At 37.7% G+C, this 17,480-nt stretch carries 15 protein-coding genes; 10 read left to right on the forward strand and 5 right to left on the reverse strand.

The window, feature by feature from the left end:
• Window positions 1–53: 53 nt before the first annotated feature.
• Window positions 54–2,618 carry a DUF5005 domain-containing protein gene (locus FRZ67_RS04550; protein WP_147188402.1) on the reverse strand — a complete coding sequence of 855 codons (2,565 nt, stop codon included), beginning with the start codon at window positions 2,616–2,618 and terminating at the stop codon, window positions 54–56.
• Between the two features lie 228 nt (window positions 2,619–2,846).
• A complete protein-coding gene (locus tag FRZ67_RS04555) occupies window positions 2,847–3,443 on the reverse strand; it encodes an SNARE-associated domain-containing protein (RefSeq protein WP_147188403.1) in 597 nt (198 codons plus the stop codon).
• Between the two features lie 243 nt (window positions 3,444–3,686).
• On the opposite strand from FRZ67_RS04555, the gene FRZ67_RS04560 reads away from it, so the two are divergent.
• Window positions 3,687–4,505: an alpha/beta hydrolase gene (locus tag FRZ67_RS04560; RefSeq protein WP_147188404.1), complete on the forward strand. Its 819-nt coding sequence runs from the start codon at window positions 3,687–3,689 to the stop codon at window positions 4,503–4,505.
• Window positions 4,506–4,620: 115 nt separating this feature from the next.
• Here FRZ67_RS04560 and FRZ67_RS04565 read toward each other — a convergent pair whose 3' ends face one another.
• The gene (locus FRZ67_RS04565; RefSeq protein ID WP_147188405.1) at window positions 4,621–5,373 is read right to left on the reverse strand and encodes an SDR family NAD(P)-dependent oxidoreductase; all 753 of its coding nucleotides are present in this window, start codon (window positions 5,371–5,373) and stop codon (window positions 4,621–4,623) included.
• Between the two features lie 334 nt (window positions 5,374–5,707).
• Here FRZ67_RS04565 and FRZ67_RS04570 point away from each other — a divergent pair, with 334 nt between their 5' ends.
• Window positions 5,708–7,843, forward strand: a complete 2,136-nt coding sequence (locus FRZ67_RS04570; protein ID WP_147188406.1) for a choice-of-anchor L domain-containing protein — start codon at window positions 5,708–5,710, stop codon at window positions 7,841–7,843.
• Window positions 7,844–8,186: 343 nt separating this feature from the next.
• Window positions 8,187–8,537 carry a response regulator transcription factor gene (locus tag FRZ67_RS04575; protein WP_147188407.1) on the forward strand — a complete coding sequence of 117 codons (351 nt, stop codon included), beginning with the start codon at window positions 8,187–8,189 and terminating at the stop codon, window positions 8,535–8,537.
• 34 nt (window positions 8,538–8,571) lie between these two features.
• On the opposite strand, the gene FRZ67_RS04580 is transcribed toward FRZ67_RS04575, so the two are convergent.
• Window positions 8,572–8,925, reverse strand: coding sequence for a hypothetical protein (locus FRZ67_RS04580; RefSeq protein WP_147188408.1), 354 nt, complete (start codon window positions 8,923–8,925; stop codon window positions 8,572–8,574).
• 73 nt (window positions 8,926–8,998) lie between these two features.
• Here FRZ67_RS04580 and FRZ67_RS04585 point away from each other — a divergent pair, with 73 nt between their 5' ends.
• The 4 genes from FRZ67_RS04585 to FRZ67_RS04600 all read left to right on the forward strand — a co-directional run bounded on the left by FRZ67_RS04585 (window position 8,999) and on the right by FRZ67_RS04600 (window position 11,238).
• A complete protein-coding gene (locus FRZ67_RS04585) occupies window positions 8,999–9,571 on the forward strand; it encodes an RNA polymerase sigma factor (RefSeq protein WP_147188409.1) in 573 nt (190 codons plus the stop codon).
• 7 nt (window positions 9,572–9,578) lie between these two features.
• On the forward strand, window positions 9,579–9,938 hold the full coding sequence (locus tag FRZ67_RS04590; protein ID WP_147188410.1) for a hypothetical protein: 360 nt from the start codon (window positions 9,579–9,581) through the stop codon (window positions 9,936–9,938).
• A gap of 88 nt (window positions 9,939–10,026) precedes the next feature.
• A complete protein-coding gene (locus FRZ67_RS04595; protein WP_147188411.1) occupies window positions 10,027–10,269 on the forward strand; it encodes a hypothetical protein in 243 nt (80 codons plus the stop codon).
• 75 nt (window positions 10,270–10,344) lie between these two features.
• Window positions 10,345–11,238: a cupin-like domain-containing protein gene (locus FRZ67_RS04600; protein WP_147188412.1), complete on the forward strand. Its 894-nt coding sequence runs from the start codon at window positions 10,345–10,347 to the stop codon at window positions 11,236–11,238.
• Window positions 11,239–11,304: 66 nt separating this feature from the next.
• On the opposite strand, the gene FRZ67_RS04605 is transcribed toward FRZ67_RS04600, so the two are convergent.
• Window positions 11,305–12,897: an FG-GAP repeat domain-containing protein gene (locus FRZ67_RS04605; RefSeq protein ID WP_147188413.1), complete on the reverse strand. Its 1,593-nt coding sequence runs from the start codon at window positions 12,895–12,897 to the stop codon at window positions 11,305–11,307.
• Window positions 12,898–13,355: 458 nt separating this feature from the next.
• On the opposite strand from FRZ67_RS04605, the gene FRZ67_RS04610 reads away from it, so the two are divergent.
• The 3 genes from FRZ67_RS04610 to FRZ67_RS04620 all read left to right on the forward strand — a co-directional run bounded on the left by FRZ67_RS04610 (window position 13,356) and on the right by FRZ67_RS04620 (window position 17,477).
• The gene (locus FRZ67_RS04610; protein WP_147188414.1) at window positions 13,356–14,783 is read left to right on the forward strand and encodes a sulfatase-like hydrolase/transferase; all 1,428 of its coding nucleotides are present in this window, start codon (window positions 13,356–13,358) and stop codon (window positions 14,781–14,783) included.
• A 280-nt stretch (window positions 14,784–15,063) separates the two neighbouring features.
• A complete protein-coding gene (locus tag FRZ67_RS04615) occupies window positions 15,064–15,885 on the forward strand; it encodes a c-type cytochrome (RefSeq protein WP_147188415.1) in 822 nt (273 codons plus the stop codon).
• Complete coding sequence (locus FRZ67_RS04620; RefSeq protein WP_147188416.1) at window positions 15,882–17,477, forward strand: PQQ-dependent dehydrogenase, methanol/ethanol family; 1,596 nt, start codon at window positions 15,882–15,884, stop codon at window positions 17,475–17,477. Before FRZ67_RS04615 ends, FRZ67_RS04620 begins: the two co-directional genes overlap by 4 nt.
• Window positions 17,478–17,480 lie beyond the last annotated feature (3 nt).

Genomic DNA, 17,480 nt, shown 5'->3' on the forward strand with positions numbered 1-17,480 from the left:
ACAAAGGTTCAATAGTAGCAATAAAGCCTGGAAAGAAATGTCTAATGAACTGATTACTGTATAACCAATTTTGTTGTTTCTGTAAGTTCGTCGCCATTAACAACCAGCGTGTAAACACCTGCTGCAATTTTTATAGTAAGCGGCAGCTTATACAGGCCATTTGATTGAACAGTTATTGCTTTGCTGAAGATTACTTTACCACTCATGTTGCTTAGCTGAATATTCAGTTTATTACCTGCATAGTTTTCCAGTTGCAGGAATATGATACCACCCTGAACAGGATTAGGGAAAACGTTTAAGATTGGTTTAGCAATAGCGAATATTACCAATTGTGCGTTTGAGAAACTTACATTATTGTTTTTATCTACTTTCTTTAGCCTGTAATAATTATGCCCATTTAATGGCCTTACATCATACGTATTGTAATTCTGCCTTTGCAGGGAATTGCCTTTACTTTTTACAGATGCTATTGTTGCCCAGTTATTTTTACCGTCACTGCTGCGTTCAATCTCAAAATGGTCGTTGTTTGTTTCAGTAACTGTTTTCCATTTCAGCAGTACTTTTTCTTTTGCTGCACTGGCCGTAAATTCCTGCAGTTGTACAGGTTGCGGAAGATCATTAAAGGGTGAAAGGCTTTTCAGATCAGCTTTTATAAAAGTGGGCCAGTACACTGTTTTGTCGTCCAGCATTTGCCCAATGTCTCCAATGTTTGAATAAGACAAAGTGTACACGCCGTTCTTTGCAGTTTCTTCATGGATGACGCCAAAGTAAGTAAAGATATCATCCTGGCCTTCTATCTGACCAACGATAGTGCGGCCAACCCATGGACCAATGGGTGACTGCGCAAACTCGGCTTCCATCTTATCGCTTGCAGGAGTCATAAATACAGAGACATAATGATTAGACCCCAATCTTGAAACGGAATACAATTCTACGTCTGCAATCTCTTTACTGTTGTGATAATCATAACTCCATCCTGTATCAGTTAAGAATTGCCATGGGGTATGCACAGATAACTGACCGGTAGGAAAACGTGCCACTATTGCCCGGCCTTCATAGGGATTTATCTCATGTTTACTGTAAGCGTAAGTATAGCCATCATCTGCTTTTACCAATGTGCCATACTGAATTGTATCAATATAGGGCATGTATTCAATACTGCGAAGCATAAGATCGGGGAGTGAGAATACGCCAATCGCTTCACGGTTACCATAAGTAACAGGATCGTTTTGATTTTGCTGACGGGTATCCGGTAAGAGTATTTTAAGCGAATCATTTTCAACTGTCATATCACGTGGCCAGAAAAAATCATCCCAACCTTGTGGGTCGGGTGGATTCATTACAGCTATAGGTTCACTCACTGTTCCACCAATGTTCGTAACAAGATTTCCATCGGGCCTGGGTGCATCCTGGACTATCAATGTATTTCTCAACAACTGGTGGGTACTCATGGAATTAGTGGTAGTATCATTATATCCATACCATCCATCAGAGCAGGTCCAAACTGTTCTTCCATCGGGGAGAGGTTCTGAATATACACCGTCAGCAGAAAGCCATGCATATTCGTTTTCCGCTCTTTTATTTTGCCACATATAATTCATGGGCACATCAATGCCGGTGTTGTTTTCATCCAATATTTCTACGTGATCAATAATATACTGGGTGGGTGTTTGAAATAAGAATCCTAAGTTAACTGAGGCTGACTGTGCTTTAAATGCGAACTGAAATTCCTGCCAGCCGGTATATAATTTATAATCATAGGTAAGTATTCTGTTTCCTTTTACCACTAATTGCATAGCCGCAGAACGCTTTTTTGCTTTCGCCCAGAAACGCACCATATAGGTTGCGCCAATATTCAGTGGAAGTGCCTTATGTGCAAGCCTTACATCCGTGGCACCTCCAACCTTTGTTACATTTACTGACAATGCTTTTATGCCATCTTTCTGTAAAGAATCAACAATGGTGTAAGTAGCAGTTGATGATGGCTTTACCATAAAACTCCAGTCCTGCAGGTTATTCTCAAAGCTTCCGTTAGTAACACTTTTTCGTTTTGAGTTTATAGTTGCGGTTGTTGCTAATGATGGCAGAGCAACGGGATAATCATTGTTGGGAACACGAAAATAATAAACAGTATTGGCAGAAATATTATTTGTAGGCTTTATGCAATATTCATGTTCTGAGGTGGTAGAGTTTGGCATGGAAACACTAAGTGTTGTTGTTCTTACAAGTACCTTGCCCGCAATAAACGCATTGGCTGAACCCGATATTTGTTGTGTTGTTGCGGTAAGGTCCTGAACATAATTATTGGTATTTGCCAGCATAAAAGCGTTATTTCCTTTTAATGAAGTAACATAGTGCCAGGGCCCGTCCGGTGCCGATGCATACTGAAGGTTTGTATTCATGTTCTTAACATCCCCTGTAGTGTTATTGAACTGAATGCGCAACCGTAATACACTATCAATTGACCCAAGAGTAATTGGTTTATTTTGCCCTGCTCTCCATGTAGCAAGAGATTCCGAACCATTATTATTTTTCCAACGCCAGTTGCTTTGCGTTATATAAGCAAATGACATGAACGATGAAAAGCACAACAGGAAGATTGGTAAAATTTTTTTCATACCGATAATTACTTGTTTGATAACAGTTATTTTTCTTTTCTATGTAATTCGTAAAGTAAAATAAAAAACAATAATATTTTTTGTTCAGTGTGCTTAGAATCTTTTATAAAGGGCTCTGCGAATGATGAGTGCGACCAACAGATTTAATACAACTGCTGCATTAGAAAACACGCTCTTTCTATTATCTGTAATGTTGCTTTTTTTCAAATACAAACCATGCCTATAAAATTACTTCCAGATATTAAAATGCAAACTGAACTTTTTTTCTTCTAATAATTTACGCCAGTCTATAAATAAAAAAATACAAATAATAAGCAATCCCAAAATTGCTCCTGCAATATTTTGCCATGACAAAAGCCCCAGTGTTATGCGGCCAACATTGTGGGCGGCATAATCGCCGGCAAAAACCATAATTGAATCACTTATAAATTTACCTGCAAAAAATGAAGGTATCAGGTATACAATCTTCATTCGTGCAATGCCTGCGGCTGTAAATAAAGGAGTGGAAGGTAGTGGCATAAGCGTATAAAGAAAAACAAAAAAATAAACTTTTAATCCATTATCAGTAAGCTTTTTACCTATGAATTGCATATCCTCATTTTTTTGAGGTTTGATAAAATGATTGGCAAAATAAAAAACGTAACAACTGTATAAATACCTGCCAATAGCAGAACCAGTAACGCCAACAACTAATACAAGCCAGATATTTAACCCATATTTTACCTGAAAAAAAACCATCACCAGCCATGCCGGCGGGCCAATTAGCGGAATAACATCTACAAGCAACGATGCCAGAAAAACAAAAATATACAGTGTAACATCCATGACTATCCCGGTTTCATTAATCAGCCTACAAATTATGCCAAAATATAAAGACCGCAAGTCTAAACATGCGGTATGCTCAATCTTATCTGCTGCAAAAAGAACAGAATGTACAAGTGAGTGACACAACGAAAGCTTAGTAGTAATACAAAAGCCGGCAACCAAAATCAGTTTAACAAAATAGTTTTTAGTAAACATTGAAAATGCTTTAATAGGTTTGCAGCATTATCAAAAATTTATTTTAGTATGAAGCAACTATTGTTCATCATTCTATTATGTGCAGGCGCTTATATAACCAAAGCAGCAACCGTTGATACTATTGCTGCGCATAGTGATGTTATGCATAAAGACATTGCATGTGTGGTTATAAAACCATCTTCTTATGATGGCAAAAAAGATGTTCCTGTAGTGTACTTGTTGCATGGATATAGTGGTAACCAAAGAGACTGGATCACAGAAGTACCAGCCATAAAACAATATGCAGACCAGGATAGCATCATCATTGTTTGCCCTGACGGGAATTACAACTCCTGGTACTTTGATGCACCTATGGATTCTACGGTGCGCTATGAGACTTTTGTAAGTAAAGAACTTGTCAATTATATGGATGCACATTACAAAACTATTAAAGACCGTGCAGGTCGTGGTATTACGGGTTTAAGTATGGGTGGCCATGGTGCATTTTATCTTGCTTTTAAACACCAGGATATTTTTGGTGTGGCAGGCAGTATGAGTGGTGGTGTTGATATTCGCCCTTACCCGCTTAAATGGGAAATTTCAAAATTATTAGGTTCATACAAAGAGCATCCTGAAAACTGGGAAGCCAATGCAGATATCAATCTGGTGCATTTGCTGACACCAAATTCTCTGGCAATAATCTTTGATTGCGGCACCGATGATTTCTTTTACAAAGTAAACGTAGCTCTGCACGAAAAGCTGTTGTATTATGGCATACCGCATGATTTTATTGTACGCCCCGGTGCTCATACATGGGATTACTGGTCCAACTCAATAAGCTTTCAGCTACTCTATATGAAACATTATTTTGATACAGCAAGAAAGTAATTTTTATGAGCCAAACTGCAATGCTGCTATTAAGCTTCCGTTGCGTCGCACACTTGTACTGCTGTCAAAAAAATAATCTATGTGTTACTCATGTAAAAGAGTAGTGCACTAAAAATCAAAAACCAATACTGTTACCACCATCTACCGGCAGCACTATACCAGTTATATATTTTGCTGCATCGCTTGCCAGAAACAGAGCAGCATCACCAATATCGGCAGGCTCGCCCATATAACCCATTGGTGTGCGGCTAAAGACTTTTGATTTACGTTCCGGATCTGAATCAAGCGCTTTTGCTGTCATATCAGTTTTAATAAAACCAGGAGCAATAGCATTTACACGAATACCCTTTGGAGATAGTTCTGTTGCCATAGCTCTTGTCATGCCATCAATTGCAGTTTTAGTAGCACTGTATGCAATAACCTTTGGCAACCCATATTGTGCAGCCATAGAACTGATGTTAATGATATTGCCGCCACCCTGTATCAACATTTGCTTTACTACTTCACGGCTTATTGCAAATACCGAGCAAAGATTTGTAGTAAGAATACTTTGAAAATCTGCATCTGTTACTTCTGTAAAATCTTTTTTCATATTGATGCCGGCATTGTTTACGAGGATATCGATCCTGCCAAAGCCGGCTACTACGTTCTCTATCAATACTGGTATTTCAGTAAGGTTGCTAAGATCACATTGCATAATAAAACAGTTAGGCCCGGCTTTCTCTTTTGCTGATTGCAATTTCTTTTCATCTCTACCCACAATAATTGTTTGGATATTGGCATTGGCAAATTTTTCTGCAATAGCAAAACCGATTCCAGAGCCTCCCCCTGTAACAATGGCTACTTTTTTATTTTGATCATTCATCATCTGATTATTTTGTTTCCGATTACAATATTGAATCTATTTTATTCCTGCATTGTCTATGCTTGTAAATATAAAACTAAAAGTCAGCTAAAATGGTATGTACATGGTGTTGCGTTGCACACTTGTACATTTAGATTTTTTCAGCCTTGTACAAAACTTTTTTATACAACCTCACTATCCGGCTACTGTTTTGTTAGTGCATTATGATACTCACTTCCCCTCACTTAGAAAATATTGCTAATGATAAACATCATCGCTTTAACTAATACAGGTCACCAGTTGATAACCCATCCGAAATTAATTTTAAGCATTAAATTTTTACCCAAAATTAAATGCCATGAAAAAAAGATACCTATCATTACTGCCAGTTGGTACAGCAAAACGATTACGTTTGTTGGTGACCTACACGTTATTCCTAATATTTCTTTCCGGCTCTTTACTGGCCCAGGTAGTTAAACACTCTGCTATTGATGTGCAGACATTAAGACAAAAAAACAGCTTTAATAAAGCAGCTCTAATAAAAAACAAACAGCCGGGTATTAACAATGCTAATCTTGCAACGCTTTTATCAGTTAAGCAGGCTGATTCTGTTACCAATCCATTACTAAATATCATACAATCTTTAGTTGGGCCTGGTATCACCGTATCCAACATTCAAACAACCTTGCCAAAGACATCGGATATTTACGGTTCTTTTTCCGGTGGCACCAGTGTGCTGGGAATGGAAAGTGGATTAATCATGACCACCGGCAGTGTTTTCAATGCATTAGGGCCGAATATTTCAGAGTTTACAAGCCAGGATAACGGACTTCCCGGCTATCTTGTTAGCGATACTGTAGGATATGATGCTGCTGTTATTTCTTTTGACGTAACATCTTCCACCTCATTTCTATCTTTTAAATATGTGTTTGCATCAGAAGAGTATAATGAATATGTGGGATCTCCGTTTAATGACGAATTTGCATTTTTTATCAGCGGGCCGGGTATTCCTGCAGGAACAAATATTGCCTTAATTCCCGGTACAAATACACCTGTTGCAATAAATAATGTAAACCTGGGGCTCAACTCCCAATATTACATCAACAATGATTCTGCAGGCTTCGTAGATCCGGTTAAATTTCAAAACCTGGAGTATGATGGATTAACTACAGTACTTACAACAACCGCGATTACAGTTGTGCCGGGTGCAAAATATACCATCACGCTGGTAATCCAGGATTTTGAAGATGCTGTTTACGACTCCGGAGTTTTTTTAGAAGGTGGCAGCATTACCAGCGATTCCTGTGTATTGGATTTACATGCCGTTAAGAAAGATATTACCTGTAACGGAGCAAATGATGGAAGTATTAATTTACTTTATAGTGGCGCTAACGGAACAGCACAATTTGCCTGGACTAATGGGGCGACTACGGAAGATATCAGTAACCTCGCACCAGGCTCTTATAATGTAACAGTAACGGATGAGAAAAGCTGTACTGCAACTTTGAAGAGCCCTGTTGTAATTAATGAGCCAACAGTGCTTGCACTTAACCAGCCTGTCATTACCGGTACAGGTTGTGATGGTGGTAGTAAGGGATCGGCACAGGTGTCAGCTAAAGGGGGAACGCCGCCTTATCAATACACATTAGACACAAGTATCAATAGTACTGGTATTTTTACTGATTTAAACGCTGGCACTTACAACTACTCTGCCAGTGACAGCAACGGCTGTACAACATCAGGCTCATTTGTAATACCGGTTGGCTCAAATACTAATTGTACCATTCTCGTGAAACCGAGCTCCGTAGCCCCGGGCCTGGCAGTCAACACTATTTACTTAGGCATCGGCCCCCAAAGTGTAACGCTTACAGGCATTGTTAAAGGAGGTAATAAACCCTATAAATACGACTGGGGTTTTGACACAGGGCGTTGCGTTACTGTTAGTCCTACAATCACAACTACTTATAACCTTACCATCACTGATAATGCAGGATGTCAGTCAACCTGTAGTGTGACTATTTATGTAGTAGACGTACGCTGTGGTAAGGATTTACAAAAGATTCTTGTATGCCATAAGGATAGTGCTACACAGCAGTGGAAGACACTATGTGTTAAGCGCGGGAATGTTCGCGATTACCTGGAACATGGAGACCTGTTGGGACCATGCACTTCTTTTGGAAGTACAGGTACCGTAAGTGAAATAAATGAATCTGTTGAGAATAAAATGGCATTGAATGCTGAGTTACTTCAGATCAAGGTCTCACCAAATCCTGCCACAACTTACTTCAGTATACAAGTCAATTCCAATCATTCAACAGAACAGATCAGCTTGCGGATATTTGATATGTATGGAAGACAAATTGAAGTAATAAGTCATATTACGCCCGGCGGCATTTTACAGGTAGGCAACAATTATAAGCCGGGCACTTACATTGCAGAAATTACACAGGGGAGTATGAGAAAAACACTCAGACTGGTTAAAACAGGAGGCTAATTTCTAATAATTTCCCGAGGTAAAAAGGCGGCAATATTGCCGCCTTTTCTATATCCTTGTTTCCTGCAAGTGAGCAATACATTTAATATAGGGTACATACATTTGATGAACAACGATATAAACGTACAAGAGAGTGACACAACAAAAGCTTAATAGCATTTCAAAAGCCGGCAACATAAATATTGCAATGCAGGCTAATGATATCTGCAGCTAGTTTAAATAATTTTATTACCGCTTGTGAAATGATACTTACGGCTGGTTTTACCTATTGATGGAATAATCTGTACATTGTGGCGCTAAAAAATAAATCCATTATCGCTTTATCAAAAAAGTAGCCGGGTGTATGAAAAAAAGAATTTATGTTATTGAAGACGACAACGTAATGCTTCTTGTACTGGAATCTTTGCTTTTGAAGAATGATTACGAAGTAATAAAAGATTTTAACGGTAAAAATATTATGGTCAGCAGGAAGCCTTATCCAGATCTTTACATTATTGACATAAATTTAATTGGAAAAGATGGCTGCGATTTTTGCAGGCTGATAAAAGAAGAAAGCAGCACCATTCCCGTTATCCTTATTTCTGCAAACATAGACCTGGAAAAAAAGGCTAAAGAATGCAACGCAGATAAATTTTTAACCAAGCCATTCGAGCCACAGCATTTATTAAATAGTATTCAGGAATTAATTGTATAATATTCGAAAAGATGCATTAATAAAACAGATGCACTTATTTGTTTTTTCTTGCTTTGTTCTTACGTATTATATTGTAAATGACCAATCCACCACCTGCAAATAAAATAGCAACCAGCGGCCCATAGTTGCTATCCAATATACCCGCCGTAATTAAACCCAATGCAGCACCACCGCCAATAATGCCAACTTGTAACCAGAAGTCGCTACTGGCAAGATTAGGATCCATACCTTTTTCAATAAGGGCCAGCCGCTCCTTACTTTTTGACGAAATATAGATATATACTATACCGAAAATGGTTAATAATACCAGCACAATCAGCAGTATAAAAAAGAACGAGCCTAAAAATGAATTATCCATAAAAGTATTTTCAAATTTTGACAGTTGCATAAAGAAAATGGTTACAATTTTTATTATGATTATTTTGTAACCACTGCAGCTACAAAGTTGTCAGACATATAATGTGAACATTAAAACCGAGCAGGAAATTATAAGCGATGTATTGGCAGGTGATACAAATGCCTATCATATACTTGTAAGCAGGTACAGGAACATGATCTTTACATTGGTGAATAATATTATATTGAACAGAGAAGATGCCGAAGAAATAGCGCAGGATGTTTTTATAAAAGCCTATACAGGCTTAAGAACCTTCAAAGGCAGCGCGTTGTTTTCTACCTGGCTATACAGAATTGCTGTTAATGCAGCGTTGAATAAAAAGAAAATAAAAGTATTTAATGTAATACCTATAGGGGAAAGTTTTGAAAATGAAACAGATGATAACATACAACCTTTGCTTGATCAATATGAAATCAAAGAGCGAAAAAAGTTTGTGCAGCTTGCCATGCTACAACTTAAGGATGATGAACGTATCTGCATTACCATGTATTATCTTAATGAATTACAGGTAAGTGAAATACATGATCTAACAGGTATTTCGACAGCCAATATTAAAGTACTGCTTTATAGAGGACGCAAGAATTTGTACCGGCAACTGGAACAATTACTAAAGACAGAAATGAATAACTTAATATAATACATTAATGCAAGAGGATAAAAAATTAGGATCATTACTTACTACATATGCAATGCAGGAGCCATCAACAGGGTTTGAAGAAATGGTAATGCAACGTATAGCAGCCGCAAAAAAAATACAGTTACCTATAACACCTTTAATAAGCCGTTTACTACAACGTACACTAATCACCACATTTATTGCCGCAGCTGTTGCGCTAATTATTATAGCTTTCTTTATAGAACCAAATACACTTATTTTAAAACTTGATATACCTGTACAGACCAGTATATTTGAACAACTGTTCTCATTTTTTATCGTATTCTGGATTGTAATGTTTGTAAATTTTTTTTGGGGCAAAAGATTTACTATAGCAATAAAAGGTTAATACAGCATGTTGGTAAATTTTCATTTTCCAACGAATGACCTGAGCATTTATCTTTCTTATATATTAATTATGATAAAGGCCAGGAGTTATGCTTATCTTAGAGCTTATGCCGGAAGAAGAAGATTTTTTTATTACTTACCAAAACACCCAGATTAAGGTGTCTCCCGTAATTAACGGAGGTAATATTTATTTTATCATCCATTTTAAAGAGCCCATTACTATAGCAGAAGGTCTGGTTAATGAATCGTGGGGCTGGTATGAAATGAATACTAAAGAAACATTGCTTGCTACTGAACTTGGGGAGATAATAGAAGCTGTGGATATTAATTGAAGAAGTATCTGTTCTAATCTTATCTGAATCGCAATGCACCCCCTGAAAGATGTAATTTTACAGAAACCTTAATACATGCAACTTGATTCAATAGATCTGGAGTATGATATTACCCCCCAGGCATTTAAGAACAAGTATTACAACTTAAACAAGCCGGTAATATTACGTAACCTGGCAAAGCCATGGCCTGCTTACACCAAATGGACATGGGATTATTTAACTGAAGTAGCGGGTGATAAAAAAATTCCTATTTATAATAATATAAAAAGCGACGCATATACCCCTATCAATAAGGCGGATGGCTATACAACTTTTGGAGCATACATAGATATGATAAGGAAAGGGCCGGCCGAATGGCGCATTTTTTTCTTCAATGTTTTTTCGCATGCCCCGCAGTTAAAAAAAGATTTTACATGGCCGGATGATTATATGAAAGGGTTTTTAAAAACGATGCCGGCATTATTTGCAGGTGGACAAGGTTCTATAACGCATATGCATTTTGATATCGATCTGCCCAATATTTTTCATACCCAATTTATCGGGAAAAAAAGAGTGCTTTTATTTCCTTATGAAGAAAGAAATAAACTTTACAGGAAACCATTTGAGGTTTTGAGTCTCGCTGATTTTAGTAATTATTATGATCCTGAGAAAAGCAAGGTTGATACCAAAAAATTTCCTGCACTTGAATTTGTAAATGGATACGATGTTGTACTGGAACATGGTGATACTTTATTTATGCCAAGTGGTTTCTGGCATCATATGGAATACCTTGAAAGTGGATTTGCTATGAGTTTACGTGCATGGAATAAAACAATCGGCGGTAAGATTAACGCAGGCTGGAATGTAGTAGGCATGCGTAATATAGATACGTTAATGAAAAAAACATTTCCCGGGAAATGGTATAACTGGAAGGAGAAAAAAATTAATAAAGCAGCCTCAGATGAAATGCACTTTATCAATAACAGGTAACTTCTTTCTTAGTCAACAACTGAATAGTAATTCAAAGAAAGATTATTACAAAATATAAAAAGCTTTTTACTGAGAAGCTTTGGATTTTGTTTTATTCACCAACAATAAGAAAGAAGGTTTTGTTGAATCTTTTGGTGCTCTTTCTAATTCTTTTGGGGGTGGGTTGAAACTGCCTAATGCAATATCTTCATCTCCATCGCCATCAATATCTCCTGCGTCCATGGTAAGCCAGTGGCCCTCATTAAATGCTTTAATACTATATGGTTCGAATTGAAAACTTTTACTGAAATAAGAAAGACCTTTGTTTTCCAAATAAACAAATGATTCCTGTGGTTGATTTTTTGAATCGGGGAAAAAAGAAATTGCTGCGATGTCAAGATCGCTATCGTTATCAAAATCTCTTGCTATGGCTTTGTAACAACCATGAATTGGAAAAAAATATTTTTCAGTAAAATTGTTCTTGCCATCATTTATAAAAATGTAAACTCCGTGATAATGCTTCAGCGCACGGGATGAATAATCAGCATTATCACCGCAGGTGTATAAAATATCTTTATAGCCATCGTTATTAAAATCATCCAGCTCAAAATAACTTGAACCATATACTGCGGGAAACTGAAGAATAGTCTTTGTATCAAAACTTCCATTGCCTTTATTCGTAAACAAATAAATGCCTTCCTGTGCCTGTGTCATAAGCGCCATAATATCTGGCAATCCATCATTGTTGTAATCGTCTATATATGTTTTAATGGCGCCGGGAAATGGCCGCATTGTATTTTGCTGATATTGTTTATTGCCTTCATTTTTCATCCAATATAAAGCCCCCGTTGTATTTCCAAAACCGTTTACGAGATAATCCTGCATTCCATCTTTATCTAGATCAGCTTTTGTTATTGCAACCGGCCTTGGCAGATGGCTGAGCACCTGTTGCTGATAAAATTGTGCGCCATCTTTATTAATGTAAAATGAATCTGCTGTTCCTGCTTTAAGATCGTTTGGATTCATAATACCAATATTGGTGAAAATACCGCTACGTTCGCCACTCTTATCCAATAGAGTATTGAACTGCATATCTACGATTATACCATGCACATTTTGTTTTGTAAGAAGCTGCAGTTTTGCATTGTAGATGTTTAATGATGAATCAGCTGCGGTTCCGGTATATATCCATTGGTTTCCCTCATCAATCTTTATATAACTAACTGAAGGATTGCCCTCATCTGGTAATGGTTCTGCTATTTTGAACTGGTCCGTAAATTTTTGAATGGGTTGCCTGTTTTGTGGAAGGTTTGTTGCTGGTGCATTTTCCTTATAGTAGTCTATAATCTTTTTCCAGGCGCTAATATTGATCAACTGCCCTTGTGGGGCATTATTGACTGCATTCCTTTTTATTTCATCATTAATTTCATAAGGGCTGTCTAAAAAATATCTTATCCCCAAATGTGGGGCCATCGCAGGGAGTATATTTTTTTCCCAGGTTGTTTTATCAAGCAATGAAGGTTCGGGAAATAAATGGCAGGAGCTACAGTATTTCTCTGCTACTTTCTTTTCAGTTATTGTTTGCGAATTGCACCGCTCAAATATTATTACTATGGTTATTAAAAGAATGAAAGCAATCGCAAAAATTTCAAAATTGCCGTTATCTGCAGTTTTTCTCATCGGTTAGTTTTAAACCGGGATAAAACTATTGCTGAACAAAAGGCATTTATAATAAATGAGATGATACTGGAAAATGTTGCGACGAGAGGGCTAATTAACCCAAGTATGAAAAAATTACATTTTATACGGTATAGAAAAAAGAGCTTTGCATTTGTTGCCAGATATTCAGAACGTACAAGGGAGTGACACAACCAAAGTATTATAATGAACCCAAAGCCGGTAACATAATATCCTAAATTTACAATCCGCTGGTTAACATTTACCAATAAATGATAGAAGTCATTTTATAATACGGCTTCTGTCATATGACAAGCTAAGCCTGTGGCATAGTTTTATGCCCGGGTAATTGCGAATCCACTTTAAAGTATATTGACTCCACAAAAAATTTAACCGATTTTAAAAACCAATATATTTTATGCAACTCAACCTTGATTATTAATAAACTAAATAACACAACCATGAAACACACAACTCATACCTTTCAATGGAGATTTAAAAGCATAAAAATTTATTTAGCTTTATTGATTTCTCTCATAAGTATGGTGTTTAACGCCTGCAAAAAAGATATTCATTCTATTGAAAGCTCATCTGCACTTTCAATTGATCTTTTAGCAACAGGCAAGCCAAATATCATTCTCATCATTGGAGATGATGTAGGTTATGATATACCAACCTTTAATGGCGGCGAATCTTATGAAACACCCAATCTTGATTTCATGGCATTTAATGGCGTTTATTTTCCCAACTGTTTTGCTATGCCAGATGGCCCGCCTGCCAGGATAGAACTGATGACTGGTAAATATAGTTGCAGGAATTTTACTGAAGCAAGACACCTGAATCCCGAAGATAAGACCATTGGAAATATGTTGCGGGATGCAGGCTATTCTACCGGCTACGTTGGCAAATGGCATTTAGATGGTGGCGATACTTCCATTAAAAATCATGGCTTTGACAAGTACCTTGTTTTTATGCCTTATAATCCTAAAACTACCGGTTATGATCAATGGTACAGGCGTTATAAAAATCCCTTGCTTTACCAAAATGGCGCATATCTTCCGGATAGTGTAGTGGAAGGAAAATATTCCGAAGACCTCTATAATACATACATCAACAATTTTATTGACAGTAATAAAAGCAAACCATTTTTTCTTATTTATTCCTGCAACCTGGTGCAACATCCATGGAGCCCTACACCAGATGATCCTGATTTTGCCAATTGGGATGCTTCCGGAGATGAGCGATCAAGAGAAGATGTAAAATATTTCCCCGGCATGGTAAAATATATGGATAAAATGATCGGTAAACTGATGGATAAAATAAGTGAAACAGGTTTAACCAGTAAGACTGTGGTGATGTTTACAAGTGATAACGGCACGGTGCCGGGTATTAAATCCGTATATAAAGGAGACACCGTAAGAGGTGGAAAGCTTGATACCAAAAGAACATCCATCAATGTACCGCTTGCTGTGTATGGACCGGGCAATGTTGTAAGTGGCATAATGGATACCTCTATCATAGACATGACCGATTTTCTTACCAGTTTTGCAGGCATTGCTAAAATACCTGTTCCAACAACCTGGGGTAAACTGGATGGCAAAACATTTAATGATAACCTACAGGGAAATATCGTTGCTACAAAACAGAAAAGTTATTACTACACTTTTTGGCCCACAGATTTCGATGCACCTAACAATACCACTTCATTTATTTTTGATTACAACTATAAACTATACGATTCAGCACATGGCGGCCAGTTTTATAATATACGCCTTGATGTGAATGAGAAAAATCCTATCGATGATGATGACCTTACAAATGCGGAACGTAAAATAAAAAGCTCGTTTAATGCAATACTAAAAAAGGGTTATAGCATTGCAGGCTATTAATTCATCATCATGGCTGTATGTGTAAATAATAAGTAAACTGAACATCTTATAAAGAAGTATAAGATGTTTTCAGTTTTTTATGAACCAAACTGCATTGCTGCTATATGGCTTTACTTGCGTCGCACTCTTGTACTGCTGAATTATTTATTGAGCATTTATTATAAGCCCTGATAGCTTCTGTATTAACGGTAAAGAAAAAATATTTAGCTACTGAAATCACTTCGTATATTGTGTTGCCTTCGTTCTACCAGCATTAACTTATTAGCCAAGACATTAACTGATGCATCAAATCCGTCAACTTCTGTTATATTCCATAACACTTGTTGCATTTACAGCATGCAACAACAACGATCAGCAAAATGAAATAACATCTATCGCGGTTAATTTACCAGACTCTGTTGCCGCAGGTAAAAAACTTTTTGATGCAGCATGCGTTCGCTGTCATGGTATGGATGCATCGGGGTTAACAGGTCCATCTCTTAAACGATCGAAACTTAAACACGCTCCTGATCTTGCCTCTTTTATAAGCGTGGTAGAATTTGGAATTGTAGGAACCGGTATGCCATCAAACTGGGCAATAACAGATTCAGATTGTCATCGGTTGTATGCTTACATAAACTTTCTAAAGAACCAGGGAAGAGAAACACCAAAAGGCGATTCTGTTGCGGGCAGCAAAGTGTATGCAAGCGCTGGTTGTGCAAGTTGTCATATCATGAATGGTGAGGGAAATAGTATTGGTCCTGAACTTTCTCAAATAGGCGCAAGCCGCAATGCTGCTTATCTGAAACAAGCTCTTATTGATCCTGCCGCGGCATTACCGGAGAGTACAGACATTGATAACGGTTATGGTTTCTCACTCTACCTGCCAATAAAAATTATTACGAATGATGGCAAAAAAATTACAGGACTTCGCATCAATGAAGATACTTACACTATCCAGTTAAAAGATGCTGCCAATAATTATTATTCATTTAATAAAGACGAAGTACAGTCTGTGGAAAAACAATACGGGCAATCCTTAATGCCATCGTTCAAAGACAAACTAAGCGATAAAGAAATTGAAAACCTTGTTGCCTTTCTTTATAAATCAGGAAATCAATGAAAACAATTGTATCAATCATTATAAGTTTATTCTTCTCCTTTCAACTTTCTGCACAGGTTAGTTATCAACGAATAGCTAATGCAGAAAATGAGCCGGGCAACTGGTTTACATATTCAGGCAACTATGCTGCTACAAGGTTTTCACCATTGCAACAGATAACTACAAGCAATGTCCAAAAACTTGCACCGGTATGGATCTATCAATTACGAAATCCACAGGGACCATTTGAAACAACACCAATTGTTGTTGATAAGGTGATGTATATTTCTGAACCGCCAAGCACTGTTACTGCTCTTGATGTTGCCACAGGAAGAAAGATATGGACATATACTCCGGACATGCCTAAAGACGTAAAGTTTCTTGGCTTTGGTCCTGTTAACAGGGGTGTTGCAATACTTGATAACAATGTTTACGTCGGAACATTAGATGCACATCTTATTTGTCTCGATGCAAAATCAGGTGCACTAAAATGGAATGTAGTTGTTGGCGATAATAAACTTGGTTATGCTATAACCTGCGCACCTGTTGCGATTGATGGTAAGATCATCATTGGCATTAGTGGTGGTGAAGCAGGCATTCGTGGTTTCTTAGATGCATACAATGCAAAGACAGGTAAAAGAGAATGGCGTTTATATACTATTCCCGGCACTGGAGAAACAGGTAATGATACATGGCAGGGCGATAGCTGGAAAACAGGTGGTGCTCCTACATGGGTACCCGGTTCTTACGACAAAGAACTGAACCTGCTTTATTGGGGCATTGGTAATCCCGGTCCCGACTGGAATGGTGATAAGAGAAATGGTGATAATCTATACACTTGTTCTGTACTTGCCATTAATCCCACAACAGGAAAGTTGGTTTGGCATTTTCAATTCACGCCACATGATACACATGATTGGGATGCAAATCAAATTCCTGTATTAATAGATGTAAAAATAAATGGCGTGGTTCGCAAAGCCTTAGCCACAGCCAATCGCAACGGCTTCTATTATTTGCTCGACCGCAAGACCGGAGAATTCTTAGCAGGCAAAGCTTATGCAAAACAAACATGGGCAAAGGGTCTTGATGCAAAAGGAAAACCGATTATCATTCCCGGCAAAGAGCCTACTGAAAAAGGAAATCTTGTTTATCCAAGTTTGCAGGGCGCCACCAATTGGTTCAGCCCTTCGTATAGTAAAACTTCGGGAATGTTTTATGTTTCTGTAAGAGAGATGGGCTCTTTATATTTTAAGCAGGAAGCAGAATATAAACCCGGTCAGTATTTCATGGGCGGTGGAGAACAACTCTTACCCGGCGATAATGCATATGGCGCTGTAAAGGCTTTGGATCCTGCAACAGGCGCTATTAAATGGGAGTTCAGGTTACAATCACCACCATGGTCTGGATTATTATCTACTGCCGGTGGTTTGGTTTTTGGCGGAAGTGTGGAAGGCAATTTTTATGCTTTGGATGCCGTAACAGGAAAATCAAAATGGCAGTTCCAAACCGGCGGTCAGATAGTTTCAAATCCTATGTCGTTTAGTGTAAATGGTCAGCAGCGCATTGCTATTGCAGCAGGCAGCAGTCTTATGGTTTTTGGTTTAATGCAGTAAAAT

This window comes from Panacibacter ginsenosidivorans, assembly GCF_007971225.1.
Lineage (GTDB): Bacteria > Bacteroidota > Bacteroidia > Chitinophagales > Chitinophagaceae > Panacibacter > Panacibacter ginsenosidivorans.